Source organism: Geomonas azotofigens, assembly GCF_018919395.1.
Taxonomy (GTDB): domain Bacteria; phylum Desulfobacterota; class Desulfuromonadia; order Geobacterales; family Geobacteraceae; genus Geomonas; species Geomonas azotofigens.
The window spans coordinates 672,697-691,438 of record NZ_JAHLME010000001.1 but is presented as its reverse complement, the minus strand read 5'-3'; the positions used below and the strand labels follow the sequence as shown (position 1 = coordinate 691,438).

At 63.9% G+C, this 18,742-nt stretch carries 12 protein-coding genes and 4 tRNA genes; 1 reads left to right on the top strand and 15 read right to left on the bottom strand.

What is annotated here, in order from left to right:
- Positions 1-3: 3 nt before the first annotated feature.
- The 14 genes from KOL99_RS03075 to serS all read right to left on the bottom strand — a co-directional run bounded on the left by KOL99_RS03075 (position 4) and on the right by serS (position 16,984).
- A complete protein-coding gene (locus KOL99_RS03075; RefSeq protein WP_216509014.1) occupies positions 4-2,745 on the bottom strand; it encodes an MASE3 domain-containing protein in 2,742 nt (913 codons plus the stop codon).
- A 41-nt stretch (positions 2,746-2,786) separates the two neighbouring features.
- Complete coding sequence (locus KOL99_RS03070; RefSeq protein ID WP_216509013.1) at positions 2,787-5,027, bottom strand: GspE/PulE family protein; 2,241 nt, start codon at positions 5,025-5,027, stop codon at positions 2,787-2,789.
- An 18-nt stretch (positions 5,028-5,045) separates the two neighbouring features.
- Positions 5,046-7,217 carry a putative bifunctional diguanylate cyclase/phosphodiesterase gene (locus KOL99_RS03065; protein ID WP_216509012.1) on the bottom strand — a complete coding sequence of 724 codons (2,172 nt, stop codon included), beginning with the start codon at positions 7,215-7,217 and terminating at the stop codon, positions 5,046-5,048.
- Position 7,218: 1 nt separating this feature from the next.
- Entirely contained in the window at positions 7,219-7,785 is a 567-nt protein-coding gene (locus KOL99_RS03060; protein ID WP_216509011.1) for a YfiR family protein, read from the bottom strand.
- A 12-nt stretch (positions 7,786-7,797) separates the two neighbouring features.
- Positions 7,798-9,852, bottom strand: a complete 2,055-nt coding sequence (locus tag KOL99_RS03055; RefSeq protein ID WP_216509010.1) for a TonB-dependent receptor plug domain-containing protein — start codon at positions 9,850-9,852, stop codon at positions 7,798-7,800.
- 706 nt (positions 9,853-10,558) lie between these two features.
- Positions 10,559-12,778, bottom strand: coding sequence for a multicopper oxidase family protein (locus KOL99_RS03050; protein WP_328759526.1), 2,220 nt, complete (start codon positions 12,776-12,778; stop codon positions 10,559-10,561).
- A 409-nt stretch (positions 12,779-13,187) separates the two neighbouring features.
- Positions 13,188-13,547: a hypothetical protein gene (locus KOL99_RS03045; RefSeq protein ID WP_216509008.1), complete on the bottom strand. Its 360-nt coding sequence runs from the start codon at positions 13,545-13,547 to the stop codon at positions 13,188-13,190.
- A 171-nt stretch (positions 13,548-13,718) separates the two neighbouring features.
- Positions 13,719-14,597 carry a sensor histidine kinase gene (locus KOL99_RS03040; RefSeq protein WP_216509007.1) on the bottom strand — a complete coding sequence of 293 codons (879 nt, stop codon included), beginning with the start codon at positions 14,595-14,597 and terminating at the stop codon, positions 13,719-13,721.
- 184 nt (positions 14,598-14,781) lie between these two features.
- A tRNA-Arg gene (locus KOL99_RS03035) sits at positions 14,782-14,858 on the bottom strand.
- Between the two features lie 20 nt (positions 14,859-14,878).
- Positions 14,879-14,955: transfer RNA gene (locus KOL99_RS03030), tRNA-Arg, on the bottom strand.
- An 8-nt stretch (positions 14,956-14,963) separates the two neighbouring features.
- On the bottom strand, positions 14,964-15,440 hold the full coding sequence (locus KOL99_RS03025) for a DUF2155 domain-containing protein (RefSeq protein ID WP_216509006.1): 477 nt from the start codon (positions 15,438-15,440) through the stop codon (positions 14,964-14,966).
- A 52-nt stretch (positions 15,441-15,492) separates the two neighbouring features.
- Positions 15,493-15,585 (bottom strand) — tRNA-Ser (locus tag KOL99_RS03020).
- A 39-nt stretch (positions 15,586-15,624) separates the two neighbouring features.
- Positions 15,625-15,710 (bottom strand) — tRNA-Ser (locus KOL99_RS03015).
- A gap of 5 nt (positions 15,711-15,715) precedes the next feature.
- Positions 15,716-16,984 (bottom strand): serine--tRNA ligase, encoded by a 1,269-nt coding sequence (serS, locus tag KOL99_RS03010; protein ID WP_216509005.1) that lies wholly within the window; start codon positions 16,982-16,984, stop codon positions 15,716-15,718.
- Positions 16,985-17,102: 118 nt separating this feature from the next.
- On the opposite strand from serS, the gene thpR reads away from it, so the two are divergent.
- Entirely contained in the window at positions 17,103-17,639 is a 537-nt protein-coding gene (thpR, locus tag KOL99_RS03005; protein WP_216509004.1) for an RNA 2',3'-cyclic phosphodiesterase, read from the top strand.
- A 187-nt stretch (positions 17,640-17,826) separates the two neighbouring features.
- On the opposite strand, the gene KOL99_RS03000 is transcribed toward thpR, so the two are convergent.
- Positions 17,827-18,645, bottom strand: a complete 819-nt coding sequence (locus KOL99_RS03000; protein WP_216509003.1) for a flagellin — start codon at positions 18,643-18,645, stop codon at positions 17,827-17,829.
- Positions 18,646-18,742 lie beyond the last annotated feature (97 nt).

Sequence of the window (18,742 nt, the reverse complement as noted above, 5' to 3'; positions counted from 1 at the left end):
GCCTCAGCGCGGGCGCCCGTCCAGCACCGCCCCCACCATCTGCGCCAGTTCTTCCATCTGGAACGGCTTCTTCAGGAAAGCCGCCCCCTCCTGCCCCGCGCTTTGCCCGTCGAGGATGGCGTCGGTGAAGCCGGACATGTAGATGCACTTGATCCCGGGGCGCTGGCGCCGCATCCGCTCCATCATTTCCTGTCCACGCATGCCGGGCATGAGCACGTCGGTGAGCACCAGGTCGATGGCGACCTCGGGGTTGGCCGCCACCTCCAGCGCCTCCCGCGGATCGGCCGTGGCCAGGCAGCGGTAACCCAGGGCTTCGAGGAGCCCCGCGGTCAGCTCGCGCACCATATCCTCGTCCTCGACCAGGAGCACGGTTCCCGCCCCCCGCCCCGGCTCCAACCGCCGCACCGGCTCGTGGTTCTCGTCCCCGCCGACGCACCTCGGCAGCAAGATGCTGAACGCGCTCCCGCACCCCGGAGTGGTCTCGAGGTCGATGAAGCCGCCGTTTTGCCTGACGATGCCGTACACGGTGGCGAGACCGAGCCCGGTCCCCTTCCCCTGCTCCTTGGTGGTGTAGAAGGGCTCGAAGATATGGGCGCGGGTCGCGGCGTCGATCCCCACGCCGGTGTCCCGGCAGGTGATCCTCACGTATGCTCCCGGCGGCGCCTCCGGGTGCCGGGAGGGGGCCTCCTCGAACTGCACGTTCGCCGTCTCGAGGGTGATGGTTCCCCCCTGCGGCATGGCGTCGCGCGCGTTCACCACGAGGTTCATGACGATCTGGTCCAGTTGCACCGGGTCGATGCTGATGTTCCAGAGCTCCTCCCCCGGCGCCAGCACGATGGCGATGTCCTCCCCGATCAGGCGCCCGAGCGACTTCTTGAACTCCTGCAGCATGCTGTTCACCTGCACGCTCCTGGGCGTTACCACCTGTTGGCGCGAGAAGGCGAGCAACTGCGTGGTGATGTCCCGGGACTGTTCCGCGGCCTTGACGATCAGGCGCAGGTACTCCAAAAGCGAGGCGTCCCGGGCCTGCCGCAACGCCAACTCGGCGCTCCCCATGATCACGGTGAGCTTGTTGTTGAAATCGTGCGCCACGCCGCCCGCCAGCCGTCCCACCGACTCGAGCTTCTGGGCCTGGCGCAATTGCTCCTCGATGCCGCGCCGCTCGGTGATGTCGCGCACCGTGCCGATGATCCCGATGATGTCACCGGAGCTGCTGCGCAAGGGGGCGGAGGCGTCGGAGAGCCACATCGTCTTCCCCCTGAGGTCGGTGGCCATGAATTCCACCACCGAGGGAACGGCGGCGCCACTCACGAGCTGCTCCAGCCGGGACACCACGCCGCTGTCGACGAGCCAGGGGAGGATCTCGGCGGGGTGCCTGCCCAGGACCTCGCCGGCCAGCTTGCCGCTGATCTCCTCCATGTACGGGTTCCAGACCAGGTAGCGCAACTCCCGGTCGTAGACGATGATCCCCTCCCGGGCGCAGTTGATGATCTCCTGGTTGAACTGCAGCGTCTCGGAGAGCCGTTCCTCGGCGAGCTTTCTGGCCGTGATGTCCTCGTAGATGCCGAGCACCCCCCGCACCGCGCCCTCCTCGTCGACCAGCGGCATCTTGCTGGTGTCGATCCAGATGACGCTGCCGTCCGCCGGGGTCAGCTTCTCGATGATGTGCATCTTCGCCTGGTTGCTCCGCATCACCTCCCGGTCGTCGGCCAGGTACCCCTCGGACTCCTCCCGGCTCCAGGGGAGGTCGTAGTCGGATTTTCCCACGATATCGGCGGGATCGGCCAATCCCGCGCTCCTGGCGAACTCGCGATTGCAGCCAAGATAGACGCTGTCGCGGTCCTTCCAGAAGATGCAGTGCGGGATCGAGTCCATGATGTGCACGAGGAGGTCGTTGGTGTGGCGCAACTCCCCGAGGGTGAGACGGAACTGCCGGTAGGGGCGCTGGATCGCGGCGGCGAAGATGCCCTGGTAGATCAGCAGGAAGGCGAACAGCTTGTACAGGTGCCCGAGGACGTTGTAGCTGTCGAACGCGCTCTTGTAGGCGGTGAAGGCGAGCTCGCTTACGATGCAGAGGATGAAGGCGCTCAGGTAGTAGAGGTAGATGCCGTCCCGGGAGTTGCGCAGCCGTCGCAGGTAGGCCAGGGCGGCCAGCACCAGCAGGGCGATGATGACCAGCTCGGACGCCTTCTTGAAGGGGGTGAGCCCCACCCCCGGCACGAAGGTGTCCGGCACCAGGTCGGGATGAAAGATGATGGCCCAGAAGGAGATCGCGGCGACGGCGAGCACCCCCGCCAGGAGCGGCAGCCTCCCCAGCCACCGGCACCGGCACTGTTCGTCCACGAAGGCGCTCAAAAGGAAGGCGGCGGCGGAGAAGGTGCGCACGACGATCCAGAACTGGGTGGACTTGTTGGGGGAGTTGTGGGTGATCAGGTCGGGCATCCCCGGGTAGGCCAGGGTGTGCATTAAGTCCATGAGGCCGATGCCGAGAAAGGCCACGGCGAGGAACAGGGTATGCCGGTCGCGGCTTTGGTTGTAGGAGAACCACCCCACCCCGAAGATGGAGAGGGAGACAAAAACGCTGAAAAGCTCGACGGTGTTGTGCAAGGTGAGGTAGGTGGAAACGTCCAGCACGAGGTACAGCGTGGAGCCGAACAGCTCCAGGAGCAGGAACGGGATGGCCGCCAGAAGCGACAGCGCCGCCAGCATCGCTTTCCAACTCGAACGCAACTCACCCTGGGCCATGTTTCAGTCCCTCCGCCACGCGCCGCCTTCCCCCGCCACCGTCACATGCAGACCTTGAGGATCTGCTCCAGGTCCGTTTCACCCCGCAGCACCTTGACCAGGCCGTCCATCTTGAGGGTCCACATCCCCTCATCCATCGCTATGGAGCGCAGCTCGTCCATCCCCACGCCGCGCCTGACCGCGACCTTCACCTTCTCCGTCCCGACCATCAGCTCGTGCAGGGCGATGCGCCCTTTGTAGCCGGTGCCGGCGCACTCCTCGCACCCGACCGCCTTCATGAAGTTGGCCTCCTTGAAATCGGGGATGACACCTTCCCGGTCGCCGGCGATCTGCCTCAGCGCGGCCACCACCTCGTCGTAGCGCTGGCGCTGGTCGCGCGCCGGCTTCCTGCAGGCGGCGCAGAGCCGCTTGGCCAGGCGCTGGGCCAGGATGCCCAGCAGGGCGTCGGAGAAGTTGAAGGGGTCCATCCCCATTTCGATCAGGCGCACGGCCGCCTCGGGGGCGGAGTTGGTGTGCAGCGTGGAGAAGACCAGGTGGCCGGTGAGCGAGGCCTCGATGGCGATCTTGGAGGTCTCGGCGTCGCGCATCTCGCCGATCATGATCACGTCCGGGTCGGCGCGCAGGAAGGAGCGCAGCGCCTCGGCGAAGTTGAAGCCGATCTTCGCGTTGACCTGTACCTGGCACAGCCCCGCCTGGGTGATCTCGACCGGGTCCTCCGCGGTCCAGATCTTGCGCTCCTGGGTGTTGATGTGCCCCAGGGCCGAGTGCAGCGTCGTGGTCTTGCCGGAACCGGTGGGGCCGACGCAGAGGATGATGCCGTGCGGCTTGTCCAGGATGTCGATGAAGCGCTCCAGGTTGTGGGACAACAACCCGAGCCCCGCCAGGGGCAGCGGCTTGGACGCCGCCAGGAGCCTCAACACCGCCCCTTCGCGACCGCCGACCATGGGGGTGATCTCGACGCGGTACTCCAGCATCTGCTGCCGGTAGCGCAAGAGGATCTTGCCGCTTTGCGGCCGGCGCCGCTCGGCGATGTTCAGGTCGGCCATGATCTTGATGCGCACGGTGATGGCGCCCTTGTAGGAGGCGGAAACCTTGTGGGCGTGGACGCACTCGCCGTCGATCCGGTAGCGGATGTTGAGCGGCTCGTTGCCGGCGCCGGGCTCGAAATGGATGTCCGAGGCGCCGCGGCGGTAGGCGTCGATCAGGATCCGGTTCACCAGGGAGATGATCTTGGAGTCGGGCTCGAAGAGGAGCCGGGTGTCGTCCACCTCCTCCTCGATGGTCACCGACTCCGCCTCGCCCTTCATCGCGTTCAAAAGGGTGTCCACCGTCTCGACGCGGTTTCGGTAGTACTTGTCGATGGCGGCGAGGATCTGGCGCGAGGGCGCCACCACCAGTTCCGGCGCGAAATTGGTGGAGAACCTCAGGTTGTCCCCGATGGTGAGGTCGGTGGGGGCGCAGGTGGCAACCACCAGCTTCCTCCCCTCCAGCGAAATGGGGAACACCCTGAGGCGGGTGGCGAGCCCCTCCGAGATCGCGCCCAGCGCGGCCTCGCTCGGTATCACCGTCTCCAGGTCCACGAAGCGAAGCCGGAACTTGGTGGCCAAAGCAGACAGGAGCTGCTCCTCGGTGATCAGCCCCTTCATGATCAGGAGCTCGCCGACCTGGAGCTTCTTCCCCTTCTGGCTCTTGAAGGCGGCCTCCACCTGTTCCCTGGTCACCAGCCCGGACTCGACCAGGATGTCCCCCACGCGGGCGTGGTGCATCTCGTGCCGTTGGGCCTCGTGCGGATCCACCTCGTCCACCGCGTCGGCGAGCAGGATGGCGGCGTCATCCCCCCGGTGCGCCTGCTCCTCCTGCAGCTTCAGCGCCGCCTCGAGCTTGTCGGTGGAGACCAGTCCCTGGTCGTGGAGGATCTGCCCGGTGTAGCGGGCGTCCTGGCGGTAGCGCACCCCGGAGTCGGTGAAGAAGATGGTCTGGTTGCTCTCCCCGGGCAAGAGCCCCAGGAACCCCTTGAGGAACTTGCCGTTGGCGGGGACGGTGACCTGGAAGGTCTCGCCGGCGATGGTCTGCACCTCCTCCAGCGTCCCCCGGCCGCCGCGCCCGATGCCGGCCGGCGGGCTCAAGAAGCGGATGTAGCAGATCTCGTCCAGGGAGAAGACCAGCGTCTCCTTGTTTTCCTCGGTCAACACCTCGAGGTCGGTATCCTGATACTTGAAGGAACGGGTCAGCACCCCCTTGATCTCGTCCCCCGTCTTCAGCTTGATGGTAAGTTCGTTCATGTTTCCCCCTCGGCAGGCCTAGGGCCTGTCGTTTAACAGATGCCGCGCGGTCCCCCCCTGCAGGGCCTCCGCGGCGGCGCTATGCGGTTGCAGGTGATCCTCGTCGGTGAAGAACCGGGCGACCCGCTCCGCGTTCACCGGCCGGGACACCAGGAAGCCCTGGATCTCGTGGCACCCCTGGTCCTTCAGCGTCTCCAGCTGCTCCACCGATTCCACCCCCTCCGCAACGATCTGCATCTTGAGGCTCCTGGCCATGGCGATGATGGCGGTCACGATGGCCTGATCCTCCGAGCTCTTCATCATGTTCAGGATGAAGGTGCGGTCGATCTTCAACGTGTTGATCGGGAAGCGGTGCAGGTACGACAGCGACGAGTAGCCGGTGCCGAAATCGTCCACGGAGATGGTGATCCCCATCTCGCGCAGCTCGGACAGCACCCGGCAGGTGTACTCGTCGTTCTGCATCAGGGCGCTCTCGGTGATCTCGATCTCCAGCAGGGCCGGGTCCAGCCCGGTCGACTCCAGCACCGCGCAGACCGACTGTTTCACGTCCTGGCGCTGGAAGTGGAACGGGGAGAGGTTCACCGCCACCCGGACCGGCGCCAGGTTCGCCTCCTGCCACGCCCTGGCCTGCAGGCAGGCGGTACGCATGACCCAGTCGGTCAGCTCAGCGATCATCCCCCCCTCCTCGGCGAGCCGGATGAACTTGTCGGGCGCCAGCAGGCCGAGCCTCGGGTGCATCCAGCGCACCAGCGACTCAACGCTGGTGACCTTGCCGGTCATGAGGTCGACCTTGGGCTGGTAGTGCAGCTCGAACTGCCCCTGCTCCACGGCCTGGCGCAGGTCGGCCAGGAGCGTGACCCGCTCGCTGGCGTTTTCGTTCATCTTCTTGTCGAACAGGGCGTACACGTTCTTGCCGCACCCCTTGGCGTGGTACATGGCGATGTCCGCGTTCATGAGCAGCTCGTCCACCCCCTTGCCGTCGTGGGGAAAGATGGTCACCCCGACGCTCGCGGTGACCCGGATCTCGCTGGCGCCCAGCCGGAAGGGGGCGCCGAACAGTGCCACCAGCTTCTGAGCCACCAGGGCCGCGTTCTCGGCGTTGCCCACGTTCTGGCAGAAGACGGTGAACTCGTCACCACCAAGGCGCGCCACCGTGTCGCAGCTGCGCACCACGGTCGCCAGCCGCCCCGCCACCTCGATGAGCAGCAGGTCGCCGGTGCGGTGCCCCAGGGTGTCGTTGATGTCCTTGAAGTGGTCCAGGTCGATGAAGATGACCGCGACCGCCTCCCGGGAGCGCTCGGCATGGTACAGCGCCTGGGCCAGGCGGTCGTAGAACAGGGTCCGGTTGGGGAGCCGGGTCAGCGGGTCGTAGTGGGCGAGCTGCTGCAGGTGGGCCTGGCGCTGCCTCAGGATCTGGTCCCGCTCCTCGATCTCGTGGAGCATCTCGTTGAAGCCGTCGTACAAGAGGCCGATCTCGTCGTCGCAGGGCCTCGCCACGCGCAGCTCGAAGTTCTTGCCGGCGGAGATCTCCTTCATGGCGGCCAAAAGGGCCAAAAGCGGCGCGGAAATCATCAGCTGCAGCCGGGCCGAGAAGAGGCAGAACACGAGGAAGGTCACCCCCATGAAACCGAGCGCCACCAGGATGTTGTAGCGCAGGCTGTGCAAGAAGCCCCTGGCGTTGGCATGAAGCACCACGGTGCCGACCTGCTCGCCGTCCAGCTCGACCGGCTTCACCACGCTGGCGTAGCCGGACAGCAACGAGCTGGTGTAGGCCTCCCGCGCCACCTGCCGCACCGCCTGGGCCACCTCGTCCGGCGAGGCCCAGTCGGGGAGGACCTCCAGGGGGAGCGCGGCGTGCACCGCTCCGGCGGCCTGGTAGCGCGCGAACAGCCGTCCGTCCTTGTTCACGATGTAGGCCGCCAGGATGTTGCCCTTGTCGGTGAGGGGCCTGATGGTGTCCTGCGCCGCCTTGGGGTCGTTGAACACCAGGGCGGAAGCGCTGTTCCTGCCGATCATGTCCGCCAGCGAAACCAGGTATTCCTGCTGGTTCCGGTACAGGACCTGCGCCTCGCGCGCGACGAAGAAGAGTGAGGAGACAAAAAGGGTCGCCGTGCAGCAGCTCATGATGATCAGCATCAGCTTGCGCTGCAGGGGGAGGTTCCTGATGAACTTTTCGCCCGGGCGGCTCATCTCAGTCCCCCTCCCGGATGATGCGGGCCAGCTTCAGAAGCTGGGAGCTTATCTTGACGCGGGCCTGCTGCGCCGCCTTGACGTTGATCTCGAAGCGGACCCTCCCCTCGATCTCGACCAGACCGATCATGCCGCCCAGCCGGGCGAAGTCGGGGTGGTCGCTCACCGTCAAAAGCGACCTCTTGCGCGCCTGGTCGAGGATGCCGGCCAGGTAGCGCTTCTCCACGCCGCTCACCACCAGCAGGTGGCACTCCCCGAGCTCCTCGCCGGGCTGCACCCGCTTCACCTGCAGGGGATGCCCCAGCACCGTCTTGCCGCGGTACTGCTCCAGCGCGGCCGTGAAGGGGCCGCGCCCGAGGCTGCAGACGAGGAGCGGCGCCCCCCCTCCCGAGAAGGCGTCGGCGGGCCACTCGATGTACTTGGCCATGTTGAAGACCATGGCCCCCTTCACCTGGTACTCCTGGGGCGCTTCCGCGCCGGGGCTGCCGGGCGTACCGAGGAGAAGACAAAGGAGGGCCGGGAGCAAAAGCCCCAGGCGGCACCTCCGTATGCGTGGCAATGCTGGCATCGGCACCCTCTCCTAGAACCGGTAGCTGAACAGGAGCCGGTAGGTCCTGCCGTCCTGCGGGATCAGGCTCTGCACGTGGTCGGTGGTGGCCGGGTCGTCCAGGCGCCGGTCCAGGAGGTTGTAGATCGAGAACGAGGCCTCGAGCCCGGGGAGCAGCGCCGTCGATGAAAGGGTGGCGTTGGTGACCAGGTACCCCGGGGAGGCGACCTGGGCGCCGCTGTGCGCGAACTCGCGCCGGCTCACCCCCTGCAGCTCGATCCCCCCGAAGACCTTCTTGCGGTACAGGGGCGCGGTCAGGTTCAGCTTGACCAGGTGGCGCGGCGAGTAGTCCAGGCTCTGCTCGGTCCCCTCGTTTCGGGCGGAGACGAAGCCGTAGCTGCCGCGCGCGGCGAAGCCGCTGCTCCACTGTCCCTCGACCTCGAACTCTCCCCCCATCGCCTGGACCCGGCCGATGTTGGCGAAGGCCACCTGGGTCGGCGACACGTCCTGGTAGCTGATCAGGTTGTCGATCTTGTTGTAGAACAGGCTCGCGCTGGTCCGCACCACGCCGCCGTAGTACTGCTCGTAGATCGCCTCGTAGCTGCGCACCGTCTCGGGTTTGAGCGACAGGCTGGTGGCGTAGCCGTTGAAGACGTCGTTGTAGTACAGCTCGTAGGCGTTGGGCGCCCGGAAGGCCTGCCCGTAGATCAGTTTGAACACGGTCCCCTCGACCGGGGTGTAGATCAGCGCCAGGCGCGGGCTGGTGGCCCCGCCGAAGGTCTCGTAGTGATCGTAGCGGATCCCCGCGTTGAGGATCAGCGTATCCAGGATGCGCAGTTCGGCCTGGCCGAACATGGCGTAAAAGACGTCCTCGCGGTTGTTGTCGAGCCTGCGCCCTCCCGGCACCAGGTCGTAGTTGGGGATCTCTATCTGGACGTTGTCGCGGAACTTCACCCCACCGGTCAGCTGCAGGCGCGGCAGGAGCTGGCGGCTCGCCTGCAGCTCGGCGCCCCACCAGCGCGCCAGGTGGTCATCGCGGTTGACGTAGCTCGCCGGGTAGAAGGGAGGATCGTCGCCGGTTTTCTCGTACGCGAAATTGCCGGTGAAGCGGTACTCGTCGTAGAAGAGCCGGGCGGTGACGCCGGTGCCGTCGATGGCCTTTTCGTAGCGAAGGTCGAGGAAGCTCCTGCGGTCGTTGGAGTCGGTGCGCGGATCGTTGAAGATGGTGCCGAAGGAGGCGGTGGGGATCCTCTTGTCGCGCGAGATGAGGGCGCCGGTCAGGGTGAAGTCGCGCAGATGCCCCGAGGCGAACAGCGAGTAGCTGCGGTCGCGGTCCATGTCGCGGGCGATGCCGTTGTTGGTGGCGGGATCGTTGAACTCCGGAAAGAAGAGGCGGTCGTTACCCCGGCTGGAGTAGCCGGAACCGGAGACGAGGAACTCGCCGCCGTTGAAGAGCTTGCCGTAGCTGATGCGCCCGGAGCCGGTCTGTTGGCTCCCCCAGCCGCCGCCGACCTCCACCCCCTCGATCTGCTTCGCGCTCTTGCTGATGACGTTGATGACGCCGAAAAAGGCGCCGGCGCCGTAGAGCGAGGAGCTGGGACCGCGGATGATCTCGATCCGGTCAATGAGCGCCATGTCCAGGATGAACTCGGTGCCGATCGCCGCCGACTCGTAGATCGCGTCGTTGACGCGGTGCCCGTCCACCAGGAGGAGGAGCCGGGTGTTGTAGTCGCCGGGGCGGTTGAAGCCGCGGGTCCCGATGTAGCTGTAGTTCCGGTCGTAGGTGGTGAAGAAGCCGCGGCTCGCATTGAGGACGTCCGCCAGGGTGCGCCAGCCGTAGCGCCTGATCTCCTCGGAGGTGATCACGGTGACCGACGCGGGGGCCTCGGTGACCACCTGTTCGAACTTGGAGACCCCGTAGACCTTCTCCACCTTGAGGTTGGTGAGCTGCTCCAGGTCCATCGACTCGAGGTCGGCAGGCTCCGGCTGCTCCGCGGCATCCTGGGCGAGCGCCACCGCTCCCCACAGCAGGGACAGCAGCAGCGCGCCGGCCAGAGCCAGCCTCGGCCTGGAACAGTATCTTCTCATCGTCTTCCTCCAGCTGTCTGCTTCTTCTACACCTGTGCCGCTGGTCGGGACAACGAGCCTGTGGAAGAAGGCGCTGCGGCGATTCAACGTAATGGGAGTGGAGCGCAGCCAGGTAATGGATAATTTAATATTTTATTATTATTGTCAACGATTAATATGGTTATCAACCAGGCATTTACGGCAACGAACAGGCAAAGGCAAAACAATAATAATTAACCAGTTGCAACTATACTTTGCTAACTGTTTGTTATGACTTGTCAGCCTGTAGTCGGGAAGCGTATCACACTGTATAAGCATTGCAATTGGGGCCGCCAAAGCCTGTCGCTGCCATGCCTGCGCCGCTGCTGTCACATTCTTCTCATCGGCTCATCGGCCGTCAAACTTAGCGTTGTATGGTGGATTGTGCCGGGGGGCATGAAAAGGGGGGACCTGGGGCGGGGGAGCAGCGATGGCAAGGAGGGGGAAACGGTCAACGCGGCAGGGTGACCCGCACCCACCCTGGGGGCACCCTCTCCCGGAGGGAGGTGCGGCGACGAAAGGGAAAGGGGCCATGCATCCGCATAGCCCCTTCTTTGCGTTCATCCCGGGTTCTTGCGCAGCGCCGGAAATGCTCCCCAGGTAACGCTGCATGTGAACCGGGGTCCCCCCCTTTGCGAAGGGGGACAGGGGGGATTTGCCTTTTCCCCCGACTCCCCAAGAACCTCTCTCAGTAATCGCTCCCCATCACGTAGCTGCGCGCGGCGGCCGCGTTAGGAACCACCTGGTTCGGCCGCATCATCTCGTTGTCCTCGTGGTCGATGATGTGGCAATGCCAGACGTAACCGTTGCCGCCGTCAGGATCGAAGGGGAAGAAGCCGGCGGCGGCCGGGGTCGACGCCGCGAGGTCGGTGGGGGCCCAGCGCACCGCTATCCGGGTCACCTGCCCGGGATAGGCGACGACGGTGTCCTTCCACCCCGCCTCCTGTGGCAGCGGGGCCATGGGCGCCGACTGCAGGTAAACCGGCTTGCCGTTTTTACCCATCAGGGCGATGTCGGGGTTGCCTCCCACCGCGCGGGTGTTGCCCGGGTTGCCGTCGTAGCTCTGCGGCGGCCCGAAGCCGGGGATGAAGACCCCCTTGGGGTAGGGCAGGCCGGTCATGGGGTCGTAGCCTCCACCGGGGAAGGCGGCGGCGTAGGCGGCACCGTAGGCGTTGGCGTCGAACCTCTGCCGGTTCACCAGTTGGAACTGCGCCAGGTGCAGGTGGATGGGATGCGCGTCCTCGGTCAGGTTGACGATCTCCCAAACCTCGGTTTCCCCTTCCTTGGGCCGCTCGGAGACGAAGTTCCCCGTGGTATCGGCCACGAAACCGGCGATCGGCTCGAAGCGGTACATGCCGTTGTCAACGCCGACGATGCGCTTGCCGTTCCACTTGGTGTTGTTGACCAGGATCTCGAGCGGCCCGCCGGGGTAAGCGGCCTGGCTTCCGTCCACCGGGTTGGTTGCCGTCTGCGCCATCCCCATCACCTCGTTCAGCGTGAGCTGCCTGGTCTTGTGCACCGTCACCCCGGAGGCGAGGGTACCGGCACCGGGATCTGCCAACCGCACCAGGGCGGGGCCTTGGCCGCTCCCCCCCCTGAGCCGTGCATTGGTCGCGGCCGGGTTGAAGGAGCCGTCCGCCATGCTGCCCCCCACGACGCGGAACTGCAGGATCCGGCCGGTGGTGTTGCCATCGGCGGTAGCTCCGCCGGGATAAGGAGTCTTTGCCGTGTTGCGCAAGAGCCAGGTCCCTGAGTAGGGAGCGCCGTTGGGGCCGATCCTGCCGGCCTGGTATCCGGCGAAGTCGACGATGGCCTGGTAGCGCTCGCCAGGTAACATCACGAGTTTGCCCGCGGCCCGCGGGTCGATCTTCACCGGCCGGTCGAGGTACCCCCCGTCGGTGCCGATGACCCACAGCGGCGGCCCGGGGTTCTTGGACACCGGATCCACCAGCGCCATCTCGTAGCTGCGCGCGTTGGAGCCGTTCAGGAACAGCAGGGTGTAGCGCCTGGCCTGCACCTCCTTGTAGGGCCAGGATTTGCCGTTCACCACGATCACGTCGCCGACGAACTCCGGGTTCCAGTAGGGGTGTTCCGGGTTGAGCGCCCAGAGGGTGCCACCCGCCGTCCCCGCCGTGAAAAAGAGCTGCCCGCCGGTGTCGAACATCCGGTCCTGGATGACCAGCGGCACCAGCTCCGGCAGGTTCCCGGGATCACGCGCGGGATCGCTGACCAGGTAGGCGCCCGCCAACCCCGCGTAGACGTTGAGCCGGGTGGCGCCCAGGGTGTGGTCGTGGAACCAGATCGGCGCCGCTTCCTGGCTGTTGGGGTAGCGGTAGACGGCGTAGTTGGAGGCGCTGGAGCCGTCCCTGCTGTAAAACGAGGCGCCCCTCCTGGTGCCGTCGCTGGTAAACCATGAGTCCGGTCCGCCGTCCAGTTGCGGAGGGACCTCGCCGCCGTGCAGGTGGACCGCCGCCGGGATCGGTGCGTCGTAGATCTCGCCGTAGTTTGCCGCGCACTCGCTCCCGGGCGCCGGCTGCATGGCCATGTGCGCGCACATGCTCTCTCCGTCGTGAAGGGGGTCGGCCCAGTGCAGGGTCTGGTCGGTGCCGTACCGGTACGCCAGCACCCGGGTCGTTTTCGCGGTGGGGAGGTCGTTCACGAACTTCATCTCGGCGGGGACGCCGCGGGTGGCCGCGATGACCGGGCCGATGAAGGACTGGCGCCCCGGCACCGTCCCGTCGGCGAGTTGCCCCGCCGCCTGGTCCGGCTTCAGGTATCCCCAGACCCAGGTCCCGGTATAGCCGGGAACCGTTTTCGCCGGGAGCACCATGCTCTTGAACTCCTTCATGCGGAGCTCGATCCGGTCGCCCCCCGCGGTGATGACGTCCAGGTCGGGCAGGCGATCCACGAACTGGGGTATGGAGGAACCCGCCAGAGGAACTTGGCCGGAAACTCCGCCCCAAGCATTAACCAAAGATATTGTGACAAGCGCTATCGCTCCCACAGTACCTGTTATCAGACTTGTCCTCATAGCAAACCCCCCTTCACCATATTTTGATTACATAACCATTAAAGGCAATTTTTGTTCCAATTTACAATTACCTGAATTCACGCTATTCCTTCCTTCATGGCAATCAACACTTCGCCTGTTTCTGTTACAAATTCATCTCTTGCCAGCGATGCGTGTCCTGTTTTTCGCACCCCTTTGCATCCCGTCGCTCCATCGCCATGCTTCTCCCGCACCACAAAAACAAAAAGGGCCATCCCTTTCAGGCTGACCCTTTTGCAACGAATATCTGTGAGCGTTATTTTGGCAACTACCCCGGCAGGTACTCCGCGGCACCGATCTCGGTGAGGTAGAGCCGTACCGTGATGGAGCAGGCGGCGCCGATGCCGTTCACCAGCGCCACGACCTTTTCCAGGATAGCCGCGGCCAGCTTGTTCTCGCGCGCCGTGCGGGGCCCGAGGCTTCTGGCCAGCACGATCAGTCGTATGTCCGCGCCGGTGTCCCGGGAGCTTGCCTGGGAGAACTGCAGCGAGATCTGCTCCGGCTTGAGGATCGCCATCTTGCCGCCGCGGATCTCCAGCAATTCCGAAATGATGGAAGGGAGCTCCCTGGCCAGGCCGTCAAGCACCTCGTCATTCACATTTGCTTTATGGACTATCGCGACATTCATGATTACCTCCTCCTTGTGCGGTTTGAGCAGTATACAATCGTGCCACTATAGAAGAAAATGGCACAGACATCAATACTGAGTTGTCTCGCGCCACGGTCCAACCAGTCAAAACAAAGGGACCAGACATAACGCCTGGTCCCTGTGACTGCTGCCGGCATGCCGCATAGAGCCCTACGGCAGCGTGAAAAAGAAGATGGCCCCCTGCCCCTTTTCCGACTCGGCCCAGACCCTGCCCTGGTGCCGTTCCACGATGCGTTTCACCGTGGCGAGGCCGATGCCGTTGCCCTCGAATTCCCTGCCGTGCAACCTCTGGAAGGCGACGAAGAGGTTGTCCTTGTAGAGGCTGTCGAACCCCACCCCGTTATCCTTGACGAACATGACCAGCTGGTTGCCGATGATGATCCTCCCCACCTCGATTTTCGCATTGGCCTTGGTCGCGGTGTACTTCCAGGCGTTTTCCAGCAGGTTCCACATCAGCTGGCTGAGCAGCGCCTTGTCGCCCAAAACGTAGAGCCCCTCCGCCACCACGAGTTCGACCTCACGCTCCGGATGGGCTTCGCGCAACCGCCCAAGCGCCTCGCGCGCCAGGAGGGTTAGGTTGACCGGCCTGTTGGCGATCTTGATGCGGTTCACCTTGGCCAGTTCCAGGAGATCGTCGATCAGGCGGCTCATCTCGCGGGTCGCCTGCTGGGAGCGCTCCAGGAGCAGGCGGGCCTCTTCGGGCAGGTGCCCTTGGTACTCCTCCGCCAGGATGCTCAGGTAGCCGTTGATGTGCCGCAGCGGGGCTCGCAGGTCGTGGGAAACGGCGTAGCTGAAGGCTTCCAGCTCCTTCACGGTGAGTTCCAGGGAGTGGGCGCGCTCCGCCGACCTGTGCAGCGCTTCCTGCAGGGTGCTGTTTTGATGCTCGAGTTCGGCCTGGTGCGACTCCGGTTGCACCAGGAGGGTCCCCTGCTCCGGTACGCCCGGCCGCCGCGGCGCCGGCTGCAGTGAAGCGGACTTCTTTCCGCCCTTGTTTTTAACAACCCTTTCCTGGGTCGCCTGCTCGTTCATGACGCTCCCTCGGTATTGGGGGTAACAGAGGAGGCGAATTTATAGTATTCACATATTAATTTCAACCAAAAAAGGACGATAGCGGTGTCCGTTTTTCTCCGACGCCAGCGTCCCGCCCCATGTTCACAGACCACCGATTGCAAAGAAAAAGGGGGCCAGGCAAAAATGCCTGGCCCCCTTTTAATGGCGCGCCCGGAGCGATTCGAACGCCCGGCCCCAAGATTCGTAGTCTTGTGCTCTATCCAGCTGAGCTACGGGCGCAAACTGCGGTGCTACATGTATGGCGCGCTCGGAGAGATTCGAACTCCCGACCTACGGATTCGTAGTCCGTTGCTCTATCCAGCTGAGCTACGAGCGCAACTTTTATCAACTGGCCGGCTGGTAGTCGACCAGGGTGAAACCGTACTGCGGATGCTGAAACGCATGCGTGGTGGGGTAGAGCGAGAACAGCCACCCCTTGTAGATCTCCTTCCCCTTCTCCCTGATCACCAGCTGAGCGGCGGGATTGACCAGATCGTTGGACTGGGAGGTGAGGGTGGTACCCTCCATCACGAAATGCGGCAAAAACGTTTCGACCTTGAGGGTCAGGTCGGACCCCGGCAGCTTGAAGTCGGAGCCTATCTTTACGGTATAGACCTTTCTGAGCCTGGCATTCTTGTCGGCGACCTGGATCTGCACCGCCTTCCACTTGCCCTTCACCTGGTCCGGGACCACCACCGTGGAGGGAGCCTCGGCCACCCGCGGGGGGACCGACGACTGCTCCTTTGGGTCCCTCTCGTTGCACCCTGCCGCGAAACCGATAGCCACCAGAGACAAAACCGTCAGTTTCATCAACCGCTGCACCACAACCTCCGCTGCCCTGCAACAACCACTTACCGCGTACCACAAAAAAAAGTGGCGGAGAGCGAGGGATTCGAACCCTCGATACCGGTTTCCCAGTATACACGCTTAGCAGGCGTGCGCCTTCGACCTACTCGGCCAGCTCTCCGTTTCAACCTCTACTGCTTTTGGTGCTGCGATAAATCAATGGCGGAGGAAGTAGGATTCGAACCCACGGAACTTTCGTTCAACGGTTTTCAAGACCGCCGCCTTCAACCACTCGGCCATTCCTCCAAAGCCTAGCTGATGCGCTCCGCTCCGCCCATGTAGGGCCTGAGCACCTCGGGGATCAGCACCGAACCGTCCGCCTGCTGGTAGTTCTCCAGCACCGCAACCACGGTTCTTCCGACTGCGAGGCCCGAGCCGTTCAGCGTGTGGACAAATTCCGGCTTTGCCTTCTCGTCCGGGCGGAAACGTATTCCGGCCCGACGCGCCTGAAAATCTTCAAAACAGCTGCAGGAGGAAATCTCCCGGTAGCAGTTCTGACCCGGCAACCAGACCTCGATGTCGAAGGTCTTGGCGGCCGAAAAACCGATGTCGCCGGTGCAAAGCTCAACGACCCGGTAAGGTATCTGCAGCCTGCGCAGCACCTCCTCGGCATTGCCGAGTAGCTTCTGCAACTCCTGGTAGGATTGCTCGGGAGTGGTGAACTTGACCAGCTCGACCTTGTTGAACTGGTGCTGCCTGATCAGGCCGCGCGTGTCCTTGCCGTAAGAACCCGCCTCCTTCCGGAAGCAGGGAGTGTAGGCGCAGTACGAAATCGGAAGGTCCGATCCCTTAAGGATCTCGCCGCGATGGATGTTGGTTACCGGAACCTCAGCCGTGGGGATGAGAAAAAAATCGACCCCTTCCAGATGGAAGAGATCTTCCTCAAACTTGGGCAACTGGCCCGTCCCGGTCATGCTGTCCCTGTTTACCATAAAGGGCGGCAGCATTTCAATATATTTATGCTCGTCGGTGTGGAGGTCGAGCATGAAGTTGATCAGCGCCCTTTCCAGCCTGGCGCCGAGCCCCTTGTACAGCGTAAAACGTGCTCCGGTCAGCTTCGCACCGCGCTCGAAGTCGAGGATGCCGAGGTTCTCGCCGATCTCCCAGTGGGGTTTCGGCTCGAAGGAATACGTCGGGATCTCGCCTTCCAGGCGCACCACGACGTTGTCCGCTTCGGACTTGCCCACCGGGGTGGTGTCGTTCGGGATGTTGGGAACGGTAAGGAGGAACGCCTGCAGCTCCTCTTCCACACCCTTCAGCTGCTCGTCGATCCCCTTGATCTGCTGGGAAACCTCGCGCATCTGCGCCTTCTTCTCGGCGCCCTGGCTCTTGTCCTGGAGTCTCGCGATCTCCTCGGTGACCTTGTTGCGCAGCGCTTTCAGCGTCTCGCTCTGTTGGAGCAGTTCGCGACGTGAGCCGTCCAACTCCCTGAAGCGGGCGATATCGACGCCCTCGCCCCTGGTTTTCAGCCGGGCTTCTACAGTCTCCAGGTTTTCGCGTAAGTATCTAGCGTCGAGCATGGGTGCGCCTTTACTTTCAGATCACCAAAGCTATACTGTCTAACATTCAATTTTGGGTTAGTCAACTCTTTTTTCGCAGCACCACCCCTTTCCAAACAGCCGCAGATAGGAGCATGCCGTGGCCAGACTCTTCATCGCCATCGATTTGCCTGACGACATCAAGGCCGCTTTGTCATCGCTGAGCGCGGAGATTCCCGGTATCCGGTGGGTGCCCCCGGACCAGATTCATCTGACCCTGCTCTTCCTCGGCGATGTACTGCCCCAGACCGGTGCCGTCCTCAAGAAGAACCTCGCCGCGGTCAAATTCGCCCCCTTCGAACTCACCCTGCGCGGGGTGGGGCACTTCCCGCCGCACGGGCACCCACGGGTGCTCTGGGTCGGCCTCGACGAGTCGCGTCCTCTGCTTACCCTGCAGCGGGAGATAGAATCCGCCGTGACCGGTGCCGGCATCGTTTCCGAGGAGCGTGGCTTCTCGCCGCACATCACGCTGGCCCGCATCAAGGAGAACGCTTCCGCCGCCGTGGCGCGCTTCGAGGCGGCCCACCGCGCCCTCAGCTTCCCTCCCTTCGCCGCCGAGGAGTTCATACTCTTCTCCAGCGTCCTGACCCCCAAGGGTGCCATCCATCGCAAGGAAGAAAGCTACCGCCGCAGTTGAAAAGGGGATGCGAGAAGCGGCGCGGCGGCGCCTACCGGGGCTACGGCGCCGGGTGAGGCGGCCAGTCAAATTTTTGTCGAGATTGATAGTGTCGGGCGCCGGCGCGGCCAGTAAGCCGATCACCTGTGCGAGGGGAGGGATAAGGATCGGCCCGGAGAGGAGGTCCCCCCGGGCCGGGTTGAGGTTTCTAGAAGAGTTTCAGTACGGACTGAGCTGCCTGCGACGACATCGAGAGCGAGGTGGTACCCAGGCTCTGGCGGGTCTGCAGCATCAGCATGTTGGCACCTTCCTGGTTCATATCGGCCAGTGTCAGGTTGTCGGCGCCGGTTTGCAGCGTGCTCACCATCGCGTCGGTGAAGCTCTGGCGGGTGGTGATGATGTTCAGGTTCGCCGCCAGGGTTTGGGTGTTGGACCTCAGGGTCGAGATCGCGGTGTCCATCTTCGCCGTATCGGTGGTGATGTCGGAGTTGGTAGCCCAGCTGCTGCTGGCACTCGAAAGGCTCAGGCCGCTCGCGTTGCCCAGGAAGCCCACGACGTTCAGGCTGGAACTCGCGTCCTCGTTGAAGTTGACGGTCAGGGTGTTGGTGGAGCTCAGCAGGTTCAGACCACGGTACCCGGAGTCGGAGGAGATGTTGTCGATCTGGCTCCGGATGGTGTCATACTGGGTGGCCAGTTTGGACCTGGTCGCGGTGTCGCTCGTGGAGAGTGCGGACTGGGCGATACCTTTGGCGGCGTTGATCAGGCCGGTGATGGCCGTGATGCCCGCGTTGGTGGCGCCGACAGTCTGCACCGCCTCGGACATGCCGTCCTTACGGTCGGACAGGTCGCTGGCGCGCTGGTTCGCGTTCTGAGCTGCGAAGTAGTTGGTCGGGTTGTCAAGTGCACTGTTCACCTGCTTGCCCGAGGACAGCCTCTCCTGCGTTCTGTTCAGGAGCTTGCTGGTCGACTGGAGGTTGAGGAGGTTGGTCCTCATTCCTGCTGTTAAAGAGATATCGCTGGTTGACATGGTGTTTCCCCCTTCTGGTTTTTTGTTCCGGCGTTCTTGCCGGTTTTTTTTACTGCGGCCGATAGGGGAACCGCCTTTTCATCATGCGTGCCGTTTT

Excerpts from the sequence above, each read along its gene's own strand:
- KOL99_RS03075 (WP_216509014.1), bottom strand. The coding sequence starts at position 2,745 with ATGGCCCAGGGTGAGTTGCGTTCGAGTTGGAAAGCGATGCTGGCGGCG.
- KOL99_RS03070 (WP_216509013.1), bottom strand. The coding sequence starts at position 5,027 with ATGAACGAACTTACCATCAAGCTGAAGACGGGGGACGAGATCAAGGGG.
- KOL99_RS03065 (WP_216509012.1), bottom strand. The coding sequence starts at position 7,217 with ATGAGCCGCCCGGGCGAAAAGTTCATCAGGAACCTCCCCCTGCAGCGC.
- KOL99_RS03060 (WP_216509011.1), bottom strand. The coding sequence starts at position 7,785 with ATGCCAGCATTGCCACGCATACGGAGGTGCCGCCTGGGGCTTTTGCTC.
- KOL99_RS03055 (WP_216509010.1), bottom strand. The coding sequence starts at position 9,852 with ATGAGAAGATACTGTTCCAGGCCGAGGCTGGCTCTGGCCGGCGCGCTG.
- KOL99_RS03045 (WP_216509008.1), bottom strand. The coding sequence starts at position 13,547 with ATGAATGTCGCGATAGTCCATAAAGCAAATGTGAATGACGAGGTGCTT.
- KOL99_RS03040 (WP_216509007.1), bottom strand. The coding sequence starts at position 14,597 with ATGAACGAGCAGGCGACCCAGGAAAGGGTTGTTAAAAACAAGGGCGGA.
- serS (WP_216509005.1), bottom strand. The coding sequence starts at position 16,984 with ATGCTCGACGCTAGATACTTACGCGAAAACCTGGAGACTGTAGAAGCC.
- KOL99_RS03000 (WP_216509003.1), bottom strand. The coding sequence starts at position 18,645 with ATGTCAACCAGCGATATCTCTTTAACAGCAGGAATGAGGACCAACCTC.